The organism is Paenibacillus sp. 1-8, from assembly GCF_056316205.1.
In genome coordinates this window covers 5119051-5133502 of record NZ_CM149995.1, presented here as the reverse complement: position 1 = coordinate 5133502, position 14452 = coordinate 5119051, and the positions used below count along the sequence as shown (strand labels likewise).

The window sequence follows — 14452 nt, the reverse complement described above, 5'->3', positions numbered from 1 at the left end:
ATAGGAGAACAGTATGAAAACTAATTTTTTAATATGTTGTCTAATTACTTTATTGTGTTTAAATCCAATAATAGGGGACGCAAATGCTAAATCTCAAGAAATCCCTATTCATTTTAAAGTAAACAATTTTTACATCCTTTATACTCAACCTGCACCACCTTTTTTGGACCAGAAAGGCAGAATACTGATCCCACTCAAAGCAGTAAAAGATTTACTGGGAGGTAAGGTAGCATACAATGCCATGAATAAAACAGCAACGGTAAATTTATTAGGGCGCAGCGTAATATTTACCATTGGATCAAGAGATATTTTTATCAATAATGAGCCTGTAACAATGGATACCGTACCTGTTATGAAAGAGAATGCTATGTTTCTCCCTATTTCAGTGTTGGTCAAGGATACGGATGCCAAGATGCAATGGGACTCAGAACGGGGCTTACTGAAGTTGGAACATGATAGTTTTAATAAAAGTCAGGTGCTTCTTAGCTTTTTGGGGCAAGATCTTGCGGAGGTAACGAATAAGGAAGCCTTTGACCTACACAGTTATGAATGGAATGGTGTAGGAAAGCTAATAATTCACGCAAACTATGATGAAAGCTTGAAATTTTCCGAGAAACAAGTGGACATCCGCCCTTTAATAATGTATGGGAAAACATTTACTATGGATCCTTACTCTAAATCTATACCAGGAAGCAAAATTCAATGTACAGGAAAAGGGAAGCTGACGTTAAAACGCGATTTCGGGAATATGGGTGAAAAGGTGCAATATATTATTGCAGCGGGACGACTTGTTGATTAGAGCGAAGAGTAAATTATACTGTATAACTTAACCTCACGGTATATAATAAAGAGAGACCGGATCCATAATGATCCGGTCTCTCTTTATATGAATATTTTGATTAGTATAATATAAACAAGTCATAATCTTAGAAGGTAATGATTTGACTGCTGTTCCCTTTATTGCGTATAGTTCCATCGACTCTATCAATGGACTCTTCGTCTTTAAGAAAATCAATAATGCCATCTGTCAGGTTGCTTCTTTGTAAATTTGACATTTTGTTCCAATCATCCGGATTTACATACACATCCACGTTAGCTTTACTGCTGTCGCCTCTTACGCTGAAATCAAAGCCGTATCCGGCGTAGCTGCTGTATCTGTTGAATAAATCACGTTGGATACTGCTTGCGTCGAAAGATGTACCTATTTTTTTAATCGTAACATCGCCTCTGCTATTGGTTGTAAAGGTTGCTAATTTATCTCTATTACTAGAGTTCTTAACCGTACCCTCTACCTCGGCATCTTTGTACTCTTTCAAAATATCTTCAACGATATCTTCCAGATAGGTTCTTTGTTTGCTGCTCGATAAACCTTCCCATCTGGATTTCGTCATTTCGATGGTCACTGTAATATCGTTTTTGTTGCCACTGAGCTCAATATCCGAATTAGTATCGTAGTCATCGCTGTGATCATCGTTCAGTTCCTTTTGAAGATCCTTTAATGTATCCGTGCTACTTTTGCTGGCTGTATCTTTCAGCGCTTGATTGTCTTTTTGCAATTGAGCGATGGTAGCGTCTTTCGTCGTGTTCGCTGCTTTTGCTGTGTTGAGCTCCTGAGTCAGCGTCGTAATCTGGTTGTTCAATGCTGTAACTGTAGATTGATCAATTGGAACGCCTTTGTCAGCAATGACTACGCGTTTGTTGGTACCGTCCCAATCTACTTTTTTATCCAAAGCTGTACCTGCCAGACGAAGCGGGAGATAAGTCACGCCATCCAGCGTAAATGGTTCGGTTTTAGCATCATAAGGAACCTCAGTTCCGTTGTAGATGATTTTGATATTGTTATAAACTGCTTGGATCGGCTTAGTCACTTGTGCGGCATATGTGGATTGGCTGAAAAGAGCCCCGGATATGGCCAAGGCGGATACGGCAGTGATGATGACGGGTTTTTTCATAGATTTAAATGATTTCATTCGTTGGTCTACCCCTTTATTTAAGAATTATAGCCTGGTTCATAAACTAGAGTAACATTAATGCCTACAAAATCCAACACGTTTGGAGGGATATTAGCAGATGTGCTTATATTGGTTAGACGCAACAACAACAGTAAAAGTTGCCCTGTTTTCATAAATGTTTTTCGAAAAGCCGTCAAACAAAACAAGCCCGCTGCACAAGACAGCGAGGCTTGATGGGAAAATAGTGCGTCAAGGCTCATATCCAAAGCTCGGAATTATTTGCCGTCCTTCAGCTTGCCTGCTGTTTCCTGAAGATGGCCTTTGGCCTTATCCAGTTTACCTTCGGCTTGAAGGGACTTGTTATCTGTAGCATTTCCGATCTGATCCTTGATTTCACCTTTGGCTTTATTAACATTACCTTTGATTTTATCGCTAATTCCGTTATCCTTCATGTTGTAGCCCTCCTTATGTGATCGAACATTCATTCAGTATGCTGTAGTTAGTCATTACCCGAGCGAGGGTGATGCGAAACGAAAAGCTGTATGTGGTACAAGGGTATAATGATGGATACAGGCCAAATCAGAACGTGAAATGGGGAGTGGGCGTATGCTTAAAATTTTGTTATTTATTTTCGTTATTCAAATTATTTACGTGTCTGCGTATACACTGCGTATGATTTTGACGCTGAAAGGACAGAAGTACGTTGCTGCGCTCATAAGCACTGTAGAAGTTACGATCTATGTGCTGGGCCTGAACATGGTGCTTAAGTATTTGGACCAGGTGGCAAGTCTCGCGGTTTATGCCATCGGCTATGCGCTTGGTATTCTCATTGGAGCATGGATTGAGGAAAAAATAGCGCTCGGCTACGTAACCGTCAAGGTGATCAGCAATGAGGTCAACGGAGGTATCGCTAATGCGCTGCGTGACAAAGGGTACGGTGTTACAGCCTGGCTGGGCAGCGGGCGAGATGGAGATCGGCTGGTGATGGAAATTTTGGCTAAGCGGAAAAATCAGAACAAGCTGTACCAATCCATTCTGGATATTGATCCCAAAGCCTTTGTTATTACAGTGGAGCCCAAGCAGTTTCATGGCGGCTTCTGGACCAAGGCGATCCGCAAATAAATATTTTGGAAAAATACGCATATTTTTCAGAGGATGGAGCATATTAATACCCGCACAGGAGGGATCTAACAGATAAAGGCTCCGGCTTTATCGAGACAGAGGACCAGGTTATTTTTGTCCACTACAGCGCAATCGACGGCGAAGGCTTCAAGACGCCGGACGAAGGCAGCATGTCGAATTTAACGTGGTGAAAAGCCAGCGTGGGCCGCAGGCAGAACATGTCACCAAGACCAGCTAAAACGGGTCAGGACGAGCTGGATCAGAGGAGCCTCTTTGTCGCTTCGTTGGACGGAGCTCCCTTCTAATGTAGGGGATTACCCCATAAAACCGAGGGGGGAATGTAGATGTACAGACGCCAGGCTCCAGAGATTATCCCAGAGGAAGATACGGCGATTTGGTCGTGTACCAGCGAGGATTGCAACGGCTGGATGCGAACGGATTTCACCTTTTTGAGCGAGCCGGTTTGTCCGCTCTGCCAAGCCTCCATGGGACAGGAAACGCGGATGCTCCCGATTCTCAATCGAACGGGCAACTCTTTTGTGGCCCAACGCTCCTGAGTAAAGGCGAGTACGTTGACCACGTGTGTAGAATCTATAAACGTCAAAAGCCGCTCCAGCGACATGCTGAGCGGCTTTTGGTTGTGGAGTGGTCTTCGATTATGGTCTCTCGATACGCTGCACGGAGTCACGATACACAATATGGCCTTGCACAAGGACCCGGCCGAAGCGGCTGCCGGGGTGGCTGATTTTTTTCATCATGGAATCAATAGCTGTGCGTGCCATCTGTTCAATGTCCACTCCGACCGTGGTCAGTTGGGGGGCAATAAGGGTGGCATATACATCATTGTCGAAGCCGACTACAGAGCAGTCCTCTGGCACGCGGTATCCCAGAGACGTCAGCTTGTGCACCAGATTGTGCGCGACCTGATCGCAGTTACATACGAAGGCAGTTGGTAGCGGCTGAGGCAGCTCCATTTCTACATAAGTACCTTCGTCGTCCCGGTCGCTGAGCACCCACTCGTTACGAAGGGGCAACCTATGCTCCAGCAGGGATTTATAGTAGCCGAGAAAACGATCCTGAATACTGCTGGTGGAGTAGAGATTACCCACATATGCAATGTCCCGGTGTCCCTGGGCGATCAAATAGTTGGTCAGCTCGTAGGCCCCATAAAAATTATCCGTAACCACCGAGTCGATATCGGCATGCTCATCATAAAAATCCAGAAATATTTTGGGCAGATCCATGGATTGAACCAGCTCGATATAAGGCTTGCTCACTTGGCCCAGGAGAATGAAGCCGTCCACCTTGCGATCGTAATAGATGCGTGGCAGATTAAGCTGTTCTTCGTCCTCCCGATGGAGGATGTGAAGGATACCGTAGTAGCCATACTGCTCCAGTGCCCGTGAAATATGCTGGTAGATGTGCAGATAGAACGATTGGCCGGGGCCGGTAAAACGCTCGGGGATGACGACACCAATGTTATAGGTGAGACCCTCCTTCATGGACTTGGCAACGGTATTGAAACGGTAGCCCATTTCGCCCGCGAGCGTCTTGATGCGCTCTTTTAGCTCATCGCTAACCCCATCCTTGTCATTGAGCGCCTTCGACACGGTCACGCTGCTGACTCCCAGCTTATCCGCAATATCCCGCATCGTTACGTTGCTCTTCATTTCCTGTTCCGCCTTCCAATTTTAAAAAGATATAGCTGCGCTGAAAGATAAAAAACGTTTGCAGCATGGCTGTCCCCAAAGATAACAACACTTGCAGCATAGCTGCCCTGAGAACAACAATTAGCCTGCGGGTAACAGTTGTTCTCAGGATAGTATACATCGTTCCGCAAGCTGGATAAAGCTTGCGTCATGCATTTGCTGCTAAGGGCGGGAGTACGCTTGTAGCAATGCCTCGTTGCGCTGAATCAGCTCGCGGCGGACAGTTGCGCTGCCGAGCGACCGCAGTGGGTCAGGCGGCGTATTGAACGTGTAATCCTCCAGTCTGGCCAGGCTGGTTGTTGCCACGTGGATACGGGTGTCGCTGGAGGCATAGTAAATAAAGACTTCATCTAGTTCGTTGATGACTGCCCCATTGCAAAAAATCACGTTCGAGACGTCACCGACGCGTTCCTCATCATAAGGGGCGAGAAAATGCCCGCCAGGCTTGGCGATGACGAGTGAAGGGTCTTCCAGACTGGTGGCAAAGGTGTACAGGACATAGCGCAGCCCGGCGGCAGTATTGCGCACTCCATGAGCGATATGAATCCAGCCCCGGCTGGTTTTGATCGGTGCGGGGCCTTGCCCGTTCTTGGCTTCATACACCGTATGATAGCAGCGCTCGTCAATGACCGTTTCGCTCTCAATCATGGGCTTTGTAATGTCTTCGCACAGGCCGAAGGCGATGCCCCCGCCCGAGCCAGTGGAAATAAACCCGTCCTGCGGACGAGTGTAGAAGGCATATTGACCGTTCACAAATTCGGGATGCAGGACAACGTTGCGCTGCTGCGGGGACTGGGTAGTGATGTTGGGCAGCCGGGTCCATGTGCGAAGATCGCGAGTGCGGACCAGTCCGGCCTGAGCGACAGCACTGGAAGTGTCGTGGGATGGCGCGTCAGGGTCCTTTTTTTCCGAGCAATAAATGCCGTAAATCCAGCCGTCTTCATGCTTCACCAGTCGCATATCGTACATGTTCGTTTCTTCCGGGTCGATATCATCCCATACTAGTGGTGCGTCTATGAATCGGAATTGGTCAATACCGTTATCGCTCTCGGCCAGGGCAAAAAACGATTTCCGATCCAGCCCCTCGGTGCGCGAAACCAGTATATATTTGCCCTCATGATAGATTGCGCCAGGGTTTAGCGCTGCATTCACGCCCAGACGCTCCATGAAAAACGGGTTCGTCTGCTCGTTCAAATCAAACCGCCAGTGCAGCGGGACGTGATGACGTGTGAGTACAGGGTAACGGTAGCGTTCGTAGATGCCATTGTAAAAGGTGGTGTTGACCTCATTCGGGCGTGTAATCAGTTCCTCTTGCTGCGCAAGCAGCTTATTGTACTGGGTATGAATCATTTCGTTCCCGTCCTTTCCAGCATTTCGATGCAAAATCGGCTGTTGTGATAAGGGCATTTCCAAGGTCCTGCAACTTCTTTTGGATCAGGTTTGCCATCCGCTTGAACGGACCAGAACCATTCACCTCCAGGTCGTGGATCTACGATATACTGCCGGGTGTAGGCCCACAAATCCCGTACAATCTGTAAAAAACGTTCGTCCTGTGTTCGTTGATACGCATTGTAAAAGCCGACGATTCCTTCTGCCTGTACCCACCATATGCGCGAGGTGTCTACCCGATCGCCTTCCCGTTCGTTGATCAGTGAACCATCTGGCTGAACAGCACGCTCGGCTACCGCATGGGCGATATCCACCACCATGTCCACATATTCCGGGGGATGGTGACCCAGTACGTTCATAGCTTCCTCAATCAGCCAACTGGCTTCAATGTCGTGACCATACGAGGTCAGGTCGAGGAGAGAGCGCCAGTCACTGTCGAAAAATACTCCCAACCGCCGGGCGGAAGCATCGTAAACACGACTGTATAAAATGTCCAATACATTCACCAGTGCATCTCGCACGCTTTCATCCGGCCATACACGAAGCAGTTGGGTATACGCTTCCAGAACATGAATATGTGTATTCATGGTGATATGCGCGGTTACTCCGTTTTCGCTGAGCAGCTCATTAGGCTGCGTGTTCCACATCCGGTCAAATTGTTCACCGTATGCCTGGCGGGTGCGATCATATCCTTTTTGCTCCAGCAGGTGAAACAGCTCCTTAGCTAGTGGCAGTGCATCAGGGTCGTCCGTTGCCCGCGCATATTCGGACAAGGCATAAATGGCGAATGCCTGTGCATAGACGTGCTTGCATGTGTCGGCAGGACGGCCCGTATGATCTGCCATCCAGTACATTCCTCCATATACCGGGTCTATCAGGTGCTCTTGCAGGAACAGGAAAGCGTGTCGTGCGGCATCCTTATAGATGCGTTCCCCGGTCACACGGGCTGCCGCCGAGAATGACCAGAGTAATCGTGCAGTAGCAATCCCACCCTTGTTCGCCTTTGTATGGATGTGCAGATCGACATCCACCGCACCATAAAATCCACCGTGCGCTTCATCCTTCAACCTTAGCCAGAACGGGAGTATATGATCCTTCCATTCCTGTCTGATCTCATGTAGCAACGTGTCCAAGAGGCAAGACCCTCCTTTGTGAATTATATTAGGTTACCGTTGACTTTATTTAAAATCATAATCACGTATTTCAAAGCTGTCAACTCTCCTGAAACATAACCGTTACCCCAGAGCTAATGGTTATGTTTCAGGGCAGCTATGCTGCTGTAGTTATTACTCTGGGTGGGAAGCAACATCCGACTTATATTGACATTATGGAATTTTTATAGCTCCGCTTATATATTCACAAAATAATAAAATTGACATAGTAAGCGTTATCATAATAAAATGACTTTGTTAGTTTAACGATAACCTTATTTTAAAAACAGGAGGGGTCGTTTTATGAAGTTGTCCAAGGTTTTGGTGCCGTTACTATCGGTGCTATTGTTAGCGGGGTTGTTTGCAGGGTGTGCCCCAAAAGGATCAGATACGCCAGCAGCCAGCTCTGATCCGAAGGATGTGGAGGGTGAAATCACGGTCATTACACAACGGACAGACATTGTGGATACGGTGTTTCAGGACTACGCCAAGGAATTTAACAAGCTTTATCCGAACGTGAAGGTCAATTTTCAGGCATTAGCCGATTATGAGAGCCAAATTAAAATTCGGATGGGGACCCGGGATTACGGAGATGTTTTGCTTATTCCTACCAGTATTCCCATTGCAGAACTACCCGAATTTTTCGAACCACTGGGCACTTATGAAGAGATGAAAAGCAAGTATACCGGTATTGAAGAACGTATGGTGGACAACAAGGTCTACGGTATTCCGGTAGCGATGACGTACTCCGGTGTGATTTATAACAAAAAAGTGTTCAAGGACGCGGGAATCACGCAGCTTCCCAAAACCCCGGATCAATTTCTGAAAGCGCTACAGCAGATTAAGGACAAAACCAAGGCGGTACCACTGTTTACGAACTACGCCTCTGGATGGGCACTCACCCAGTGGGAAGCTGATTTGGCTACAGTGGCGGGTACGAAGGAATATGTGAATGTCACTCAGCCGAATACAGACGACAATTTTACGAAGGGTCAGCCTCACTATGAGCTGTATAAGATCATGTACGATGCGGCTAAAAATGGTCTGATCGAAAAAGACCCAACCACCACGGATTGGGAGACCTCCAAGGCGGATTTGGCTCAAGGGAAAATCGGTACGATGGTACTTGGCTCCTGGGCCATTGATCAGATCAAAAGCACAGCTACCAATAAGGATGATATCGGGTTTATGCCGTTTCCGACAAATGCCTCCAAGGTGCTTGTTCCGTTGGCAGGTGATTACAACCTCGGCATTAACGTAAATAGTGAAAATAAAGCAGCGGCCCGTGCCTGGGTGGACTGGTTCACCGAGAAGTCCAACTATGCTGTAGAGCAGGCGGGTAGCATCAGTCCGCTACAGGGTGCAAAATTACCTGAAATTTTGAAGCAATACGGAGATCAGGGAGTTGTCTTTGAAACGCTCACTCCTTCGCCAAAAGGGCAGGAAGGGATTGTCAATAAAATCGACACAAAGGGAGAAATCGGTTTGTGGCAGCCGGACTTCAAGAAACGCATTATTGAGGCAGCGCTTGGTAACCGCTCGGAATCATATGACACCATTATGAAGGATCTGAACGACGCATGGGTGAAGGCGCGTGCCGAAGTGGCTGCGAAGGAAGCCAAATAGTCATCTGAACTGACGATTAGAAAGGATCGAAGTAGCAGTCGATGGACGGATAGCCAGGAGGTGCAGCATGTTTAAATTTTCGAATCTCAGCTACTCCAAACAAAGATTGGCGATTATTGCAGCCTTTTCATTTATTCCGCTGGCGCTGCTGATCACTTTTGCGTACTTGCCAGTGATCAACATGTTCAAATACAGCTTTTCGGACTGGAACGGCTATAGTAAGCGTCTGGAATATGTGGGCTTTGAAAACTATATCAAAATCTTTACCGACCCTGAGTACTTCTCGGTGTTTAAGGTCAGTTTGTATTACTTTGTCGCCACGTTTGTACAGATGGGCCTGGCCCTTTATTTTGCAACCATTCTCAGCTTTCAAACCTGGTTTAAAAATGTGTTTAAAGGCATTTTATTTTTCCCTTCCCTGATGAATGGGGTGGCGATTGGTTTTATTTTTCTGTTTTTCTTCAAACCGGACGGCACACTAGATACACTACTTCAGTCACTGGGGCTGGGTTCGTATATCAAGCTGTGGCTGGGCAATCCGGAGATTATCAATATTTCGCTGGCTGGCACGTCGATTTGGAGATACATGGGCTTTAACTTTATTGTGTTTCTCGGTGCGATTTCCTCCATATCAAGTGATCTGTATGAAGCGTCTGATATGGACGGGGCCAACCGCTGGCATCAGTTTCGGTACATTATTTTGCCGAGTATCAAGCGGATTTTGCAGCTGAATCTCATCTTGGCGATTAGCGGTGCGATCAGTGCATTCGATATTCCGTATATTATGACTGGCGGCTCCAATGGCAGTAAAACGTTCGTCATCCAAACGATTGATGTGGCGTTCAAATACAGTAAGGTTGGTCTGGCTTCTGCGATGGCGGTTATTTTGCTGCTGATCGTAGTTGTGGTTACGCTGCTTCAACGTCTGCTAATTCGGGGGGAGGAGGACTAATCATGTATATGCTGAAGAGAATGCTGGCGAACAGCATCAAGTATGCCGCACTGTTGCTGGGTGCATTCGTCGCGTTGCTGCCGATTGTCGTTATTTTATTCGCTTCCTTGAAGACAAAGACTGAATATGCGGCTACCAGTCCTCTGACTCCCCCGGACAATTGGTTCAATTGGGCCAACTATGCCAAAGCCTTTGTGAACGGCAACATGCTGACCGGATTCATGAACACGGCCTTTATTCTGACCATTTCGATCATCGGAGCGACGCTGACCGGCTCTATGATCGCGTATATTTTGAATCGCTTTAAATTTAAAGGCAAAAGCCTTATGCTCGGGGCGTTCCTGCTAGCCACCCTCATTCCGGGGGTAACGACACAGGTATCGACGTTCCAGATTATCAATAAGCTGGAGCTGTTTAACACGCCTTGGGCTGCTATTTTGCTATATTTGGGCACGGATATTATTGCGGTATATATTTTTCTGCAATTTCTGGATTCCATCGCGGTGGCACTGGACGAATCGGCCATGCTGGATGGGGCCTCCTATCTGACGATCTACTGGCGCATTATCTTGCCCCTGCTCAAGCCCGCCATTGTGACGGTCATCATTATCAAGGGCGTTAATATTTACAACGATTTTTACACCCCGTTCCTGTATATGCCCAAAACAAGCCTTCAGGTCATTTCGACGGCGTTGTTCAAGTTTAAAGGGCCGTATGGCTCGCAATGGGAAGTCATCAGCGCGGGTATAATCATTGCTATTATTCCGACGTTAATTGCATTTTTGGCATTACAAAAATATATCTATAACGGATTTGCACAGGGTTCAGTGAAATAGAATAACGGTGAAATCGAAAAATCGATAAAATCAAGTGTCTCGGTGAGAGGAGAGTATATGTATGAGTAAATTGAATGTGGATTTGGATGCAGGTAACGTACGAATTGTGGGAGACAGTCTGCCGGAAATGCCGTGGCAGGATAAGCCTGAAGGCAGTGAGGCTCCGGTATGGAGACATAGTGAGAATCCAGTCATTGGACGGAATCCGGTGCCGGGCATTGCCCGTATTTTCAACAGTGCAGTAGCTCCGTATGAGGGGCGGTTTGTGGGGGTGTTTCGGGCGGAAACGATTAATGGACGCCCGCATTTGCATCTAGGCTGGAGTGACGACGGGTTGGCTTGGGACATTGAAACGGAACGTTTGCATTTGGTCGATGAGGAAGGGAACGATTACCAGCCCAATTATGCTTACGATCCGCGTCTGGTCCGAGTGGAGGACACGTATTATATCATCTGGTGTACAGATTTTTACGGTGCGGCGTTGGGGATAGCTCAAACGAAGGATTTTAAAAACTTTGTACGATTGGAAAATCCGTTCCTGCCGTTTAATCGAAACGGTGTGCTATTCCCCCGCAAACTAAACGGAAACTATGTGTTGCTATCCCGTCCGAGCGACAGCGGTCATACGCCGTTTGGTGATATTTTTCTCAGTGAAAGTCCGGATCTGGTGTACTGGGGCAAGCACCGTCACGTGATGAGCAAGGGCGGACAGGGCTGGTGGCAATCAGTGAAGATTGGCGGCGGGCCGGCTCCGATTGAGACGACCGATGGCTGGCTGATGTTCTACCACGGGGTGACGGGCACGTGTAATGGGCTGGTATACAGCATGGGAGTAGTTGTTCTTGACCGGGATGAGCCGTCTAAAGTTAAATATCGTTCCTCCAATTTCGTGCTGACCCCGGAAGAGTGGTATGAGGAACGTGGCTTTGTGCCAAACGTAGTGTTCCCATGTGCTACGTTGCATGATGCGGACACCGGACGGATTGCAATTTATTATGGAGCCGCCGATACGTATGTAGGTGTCGCATACACGACAGTATCCGACATGATGAAGTATGTCATCGCAACGGATGAAGTGGTCGCAGACGACCATGAGTCGGGCCGGATGTAGGAGGGGACTCGAATGCCGGAGGATATGTCTTTACAGCAATTGCAGTCGTATACGGGCAGTAGTCCGAAGCCGCCGGATTTTGATGCGTACTGGGAACGGGCGCTACAGGAGCTGGAGCGGCAGCCGCTGGATTATACGCTGGAGCCAGCCGATTTTGTCTCTCCGCTGGTGGAGTGCTTTCATCTGTATTTTACAGGAGTAGGCGGAGCGAAGGTTCATGGAAAGCTCGTCCGACCCAAGCATTTTACAGAAAAAGGTCCGGCTTTGGCGATGTTTCACGGATATTCCTGTGACAGTGGCGACTGGTTCGATAAAGTGAGCTATGCGGCACATGGATTTACCGTGCTGGCTCTGGACTGTCGGGGGCAAGGCGGTTTGTCTGAGGACAACTTGCAGGTTCAGGGAACGACGATTCGCGGGCATATTATCCGGGGAATCGACGATCCGGACCCGGATCGGCTCTATTACCGTAATGTATTTCTGGATACGGTGCAGACGGTGCGTATTCTGATGTCAATGGAGCAGGTAGACCCTGATCGAATCGGCGCATTCGGCTGCTCGCAAGGGGGAGCATTGACGGTTGCCTGTGCTGCATTGGAGCCACGTGTGCGTGTAGCCGTTCCGGTATATCCATTCCTGTCGGACTATAAAAGAGCCTGGGCGCTGGATGCCACCACATCCGCATATGAGGAGCTGGTGTATTATTTTCGCTGGTTCGATCCGAATCATGTGCGCGAGGAAGAGTTATTTCACAGATTAGGCTACATCGACATTCAACATTTGGCAGATCGTATTCGTGGTCGGGTGCTATTTGTGACGGGGCTGTCGGATACGGTTTGCCCACCCTCCACGCAGTATGCGGTGTACAATAAAATCGTATCGGACAAGGAAATTCTCCTGTATCACGAATACGGCCATGAATACTTACCGTATCTATCGGATCGCGCCATGAACGAATTTTTACAGCTTTAGGGGGTTGAACTTCGGTAAAAGCTCCTTTATAGTAATGTCTATAACCTTCGTGATGCGTGATCAATGAATGCCCCATTTGTATAACCTCAATAATATGGTTTGAGGGTCTCTACCAGGAACCGATAAATCCTGATTACAAAAAATGTGCGTCTTGTACATTTCTTGTGGTCAGGATTTTTTTGCGTATATCGAGGGATTTACATGATAGCAAAGGAGCTTATGTAATGAACTTTAAAGTAGTTATCTTAACGATTGCGACCTTTACGGTGGGACTGGTGGAGTTAATTATCGGTGGCGTCCTGCCCCAGATTGCGCAGGATTTGAATGTCTCCGTAAGCACGGCGGGACAGCTTATTATGATCTACGCGCTTGTCTATGCTATCGCCGGGCCGACTTTATTGGCGCTGACCGCCAGAATTGAACGAAAACGGCTGTATTTGTGGTCGATGTTTATTTTTATTCTGGGAAGCCTGTTGGCCTTCTGGAGCCCGAATTATGCGGTCTTGTTTATATCCCGTATCGTTACCGCCGCAAGTGGATCATTGATTGTGACGTTATCGCTGACGATTGCCGTCAAAGTGGTGTCCAAGGCTTATCAGGCCCGGGTTCTCGGCGTGATCTCCATGGGGGTTAGCTCTTCCATCGTGCTTGGTATTCCAGCCGGGGTGCTGATTGGAAATGCGTTTGGCTGGCGGGTGCTGTTCCTGATTATCGCCGTGTTGACGGTAGTTGCTATGATCGTCATGAACTTGTTTATGGAGCGGATTCCGACGGAACATGTCGTGCCGATGCGCGAGCAACTGAAATCCTTGAAAAATGTGAAGGTGATTAGTGCGCATCTGGTGACTACGCTAACATTGGCGGGTCATTACACACTGTATGCGTATTTCACTCCATTTATGGAGAATATGATGGGCTTGAACGCATCGTGGATTAGTGTCGCCTATTTTATATTTGGACTTTCGGCTGTTGGGGGCGGTTTTATTGGCGGCTCTTTGGCGGATCGTTTTGGCACAGCGAAAAGTATTTTGATCATTGTGGGCGTATTTATCGCCGTGATGTTCTTGCTGCCATTCTCGGTTCACTCGATGTATGTATTTGCGCCGTTGCTGATCATCTGGGGAATATTGAGCTGGGCCTTGTCCCCGCCGATGCAGAGCTATCTCATCGAAAATGCCCCCGAATCAGGAAGTATTCAGCAAAGCTTCAATTTCTCCGCTCTCCAGATCGGGATTGCCCTCGGCTCAGCCCTGGGCGGTGCAGTGATTGAGAACAGTGAATCGGTTGCCACGAACGCCTGGGTAGGCGGTGCCTTTGTTATTGTCGCTTTTGTATGCGGCGTATTTTCGATTACGAGAAGCGGAGCATCGCAAACAGTTAGTGGGCATCGCCCTCTTTTATAAGGCGAGAAAATATGCTATACTACACACAATTATGAAGAAGGAGGTGAGGTAGGTGAATCACGAGATGCTGAACAACCGTATTAGCCAGCTGCCGATTGCTATGGCTGGCATTGTGCATGCTTTTCCATTCAACGGGAGAAGTCTGTCCAATTTTAATCATACGGTTGTAAACATCGCGAGAAGACGCCTACCTTAACTCGAACGGATTGCTGTATCATCCAAAGAGTCG

General features: G+C 47.7%; 15 protein-coding genes, 1 pseudogene and 1 riboswitch. Of the genes and pseudogenes, 11 read left to right on the top strand and 5 right to left on the bottom strand.

The features are described 5' to 3' along the window. The first annotated feature begins 13 nt into the window (after positions 1-13). Entirely contained in the window at positions 14-799 is a 786-nt protein-coding gene (locus tag AC0WRU_RS23645) for a copper amine oxidase N-terminal domain-containing protein (RefSeq protein WP_476126541.1), read from the top strand. Positions 800-926: 127 nt separating this feature from the next. Here the strand turns inward: AC0WRU_RS23645 and AC0WRU_RS23640 are convergent, their stop codons facing one another. Both AC0WRU_RS23640 and AC0WRU_RS23635 read right to left on the bottom strand, forming a co-directional pair. Continuing rightward, on the bottom strand, positions 927-1970 hold the full coding sequence (locus AC0WRU_RS23640; protein ID WP_476126540.1) for a stalk domain-containing protein: 1044 nt from the start codon (positions 1968-1970) through the stop codon (positions 927-929). Between the two features lie 257 nt (positions 1971-2227). Beyond that, a complete protein-coding gene (locus AC0WRU_RS23635; RefSeq protein ID WP_068939077.1) occupies positions 2228-2404 on the bottom strand; it encodes a CsbD family protein in 177 nt (58 codons plus the stop codon). A 154-nt stretch (positions 2405-2558) separates the two neighbouring features. On the opposite strand from AC0WRU_RS23635, the gene AC0WRU_RS23630 reads away from it, so the two are divergent. The 3 genes and pseudogenes from AC0WRU_RS23630 (at position 2559) to AC0WRU_RS23620 (ending at position 3631) form a co-directional block, all read left to right on the top strand. After that, on the top strand, positions 2559-3074 hold the full coding sequence (locus tag AC0WRU_RS23630; protein ID WP_025683910.1) for a DUF2179 domain-containing protein: 516 nt from the start codon (positions 2559-2561) through the stop codon (positions 3072-3074). 89 nt (positions 3075-3163) lie between these two features. Further along, positions 3164-3312: pseudogene (locus AC0WRU_RS23625) on the top strand (cold-shock protein). 106 nt (positions 3313-3418) lie between these two features. Then, complete coding sequence (locus AC0WRU_RS23620; protein WP_025683911.1) at positions 3419-3631, top strand: cold-shock protein; 213 nt, start codon at positions 3419-3421, stop codon at positions 3629-3631. A gap of 99 nt (positions 3632-3730) precedes the next feature. On the opposite strand, the gene AC0WRU_RS23615 is transcribed toward AC0WRU_RS23620, so the two are convergent. The 3 genes from AC0WRU_RS23615 to AC0WRU_RS23605 form a co-directional block, all read right to left on the bottom strand. Continuing rightward, positions 3731-4744, bottom strand: a complete 1014-nt coding sequence (locus AC0WRU_RS23615; RefSeq protein WP_476126539.1) for a substrate-binding domain-containing protein — start codon at positions 4742-4744, stop codon at positions 3731-3733. Between the two features lie 201 nt (positions 4745-4945). Continuing rightward, positions 4946-6133: a glycoside hydrolase family 130 protein gene (locus AC0WRU_RS23610; protein WP_476128704.1), complete on the bottom strand. Its 1188-nt coding sequence runs from the start codon at positions 6131-6133 to the stop codon at positions 4946-4948. Beyond that, positions 6130-7305, bottom strand: coding sequence for an AGE family epimerase/isomerase (locus AC0WRU_RS23605; protein ID WP_476126538.1), 1176 nt, complete (start codon positions 7303-7305; stop codon positions 6130-6132). The genes AC0WRU_RS23610 and AC0WRU_RS23605 overlap by 4 nt, the downstream gene beginning before the upstream one ends. 321 nt (positions 7306-7626) lie before the next feature. Between AC0WRU_RS23605 and AC0WRU_RS23600 the strand changes: the two genes are divergently transcribed. The 7 genes from AC0WRU_RS23600 to AC0WRU_RS23570 all read left to right on the top strand — a co-directional run bounded on the left by AC0WRU_RS23600 (position 7627) and on the right by AC0WRU_RS23570 (position 14419). Continuing rightward, the gene (locus AC0WRU_RS23600) at positions 7627-8949 is read left to right on the top strand and encodes an ABC transporter substrate-binding protein (protein WP_476126537.1); all 1323 of its coding nucleotides are present in this window, start codon (positions 7627-7629) and stop codon (positions 8947-8949) included. 67 nt (positions 8950-9016) lie between these two features. Beyond that, positions 9017-9901 (top strand): carbohydrate ABC transporter permease, encoded by an 885-nt coding sequence (locus AC0WRU_RS23595; protein WP_476126536.1) that lies wholly within the window; start codon positions 9017-9019, stop codon positions 9899-9901. Between the two features lie 2 nt (positions 9902-9903). After that, positions 9904-10737, top strand: a complete 834-nt coding sequence (locus AC0WRU_RS23590) for a carbohydrate ABC transporter permease (protein WP_025683917.1) — start codon at positions 9904-9906, stop codon at positions 10735-10737. 61 nt (positions 10738-10798) lie between these two features. Then, on the top strand, positions 10799-11848 hold the full coding sequence (locus tag AC0WRU_RS23585) for a glycoside hydrolase family 130 protein (RefSeq protein WP_476126535.1): 1050 nt from the start codon (positions 10799-10801) through the stop codon (positions 11846-11848). A 12-nt stretch (positions 11849-11860) separates the two neighbouring features. Beyond that, entirely contained in the window at positions 11861-12820 is a 960-nt protein-coding gene (locus tag AC0WRU_RS23580) for an acetylxylan esterase (RefSeq protein WP_476126534.1), read from the top strand. 56 nt (positions 12821-12876) lie between these two features. Further along, positions 12877-12976: riboswitch (purine riboswitch) on the top strand. A 68-nt stretch (positions 12977-13044) separates the two neighbouring features. Beyond that, positions 13045-14223, top strand: a complete 1179-nt coding sequence (locus AC0WRU_RS23575) for an MFS transporter (protein WP_476126533.1) — start codon at positions 13045-13047, stop codon at positions 14221-14223. Positions 14224-14275: 52 nt separating this feature from the next. Then, on the top strand, positions 14276-14419 hold the full coding sequence (locus tag AC0WRU_RS23570; protein WP_162833912.1) for an RAxF-45 family protein: 144 nt from the start codon (positions 14276-14278) through the stop codon (positions 14417-14419). The last annotated feature ends 33 nt before the right edge of the window (positions 14420-14452 follow it).

Bases quoted from the DNA above. Each gene is read 5' to 3' on its own strand.
- AC0WRU_RS23590 (WP_025683917.1), top strand. From the start codon at position 9,904: ATGTATATGCTGAAGAGAATGCTGGCGAACAGCATCAAGTATGCCGCA.
- AC0WRU_RS23595 (WP_476126536.1), top strand. From the start codon at position 9,017: ATGTTTAAATTTTCGAATCTCAGCTACTCCAAACAAAGATTGGCGATT.
- AC0WRU_RS23575 (WP_476126533.1), top strand. From the start codon at position 13,045: ATGAACTTTAAAGTAGTTATCTTAACGATTGCGACCTTTACGGTGGGA.
- AC0WRU_RS23645 (WP_476126541.1), top strand. From the start codon at position 14: ATGAAAACTAATTTTTTAATATGTTGTCTAATTACTTTATTGTGTTTA.
- AC0WRU_RS23610 (WP_476128704.1), bottom strand. From the start codon at position 6,133: ATGATTCATACCCAGTACAATAAGCTGCTTGCGCAGCAAGAGGAACTG.
- AC0WRU_RS23630 (WP_025683910.1), top strand. From the start codon at position 2,559: ATGCTTAAAATTTTGTTATTTATTTTCGTTATTCAAATTATTTACGTG.
- AC0WRU_RS23640 (WP_476126540.1), bottom strand. From the start codon at position 1,970: ATGAAATCATTTAAATCTATGAAAAAACCCGTCATCATCACTGCCGTA.
- AC0WRU_RS23585 (WP_476126535.1), top strand. From the start codon at position 10,799: ATGAGTAAATTGAATGTGGATTTGGATGCAGGTAACGTACGAATTGTG.
- AC0WRU_RS23635 (WP_068939077.1), bottom strand. From the start codon at position 2,404: ATGAAGGATAACGGAATTAGCGATAAAATCAAAGGTAATGTTAATAAA.
- AC0WRU_RS23600 (WP_476126537.1), top strand. From the start codon at position 7,627: ATGAAGTTGTCCAAGGTTTTGGTGCCGTTACTATCGGTGCTATTGTTA.
- AC0WRU_RS23615 (WP_476126539.1), bottom strand. From the start codon at position 4,744: ATGAAGAGCAACGTAACGATGCGGGATATTGCGGATAAGCTGGGAGTC.
- AC0WRU_RS23580 (WP_476126534.1), top strand. From the start codon at position 11,861: ATGCCGGAGGATATGTCTTTACAGCAATTGCAGTCGTATACGGGCAGT.
- AC0WRU_RS23620 (WP_025683911.1), top strand. From the start codon at position 3,419: ATGTACAGACGCCAGGCTCCAGAGATTATCCCAGAGGAAGATACGGCG.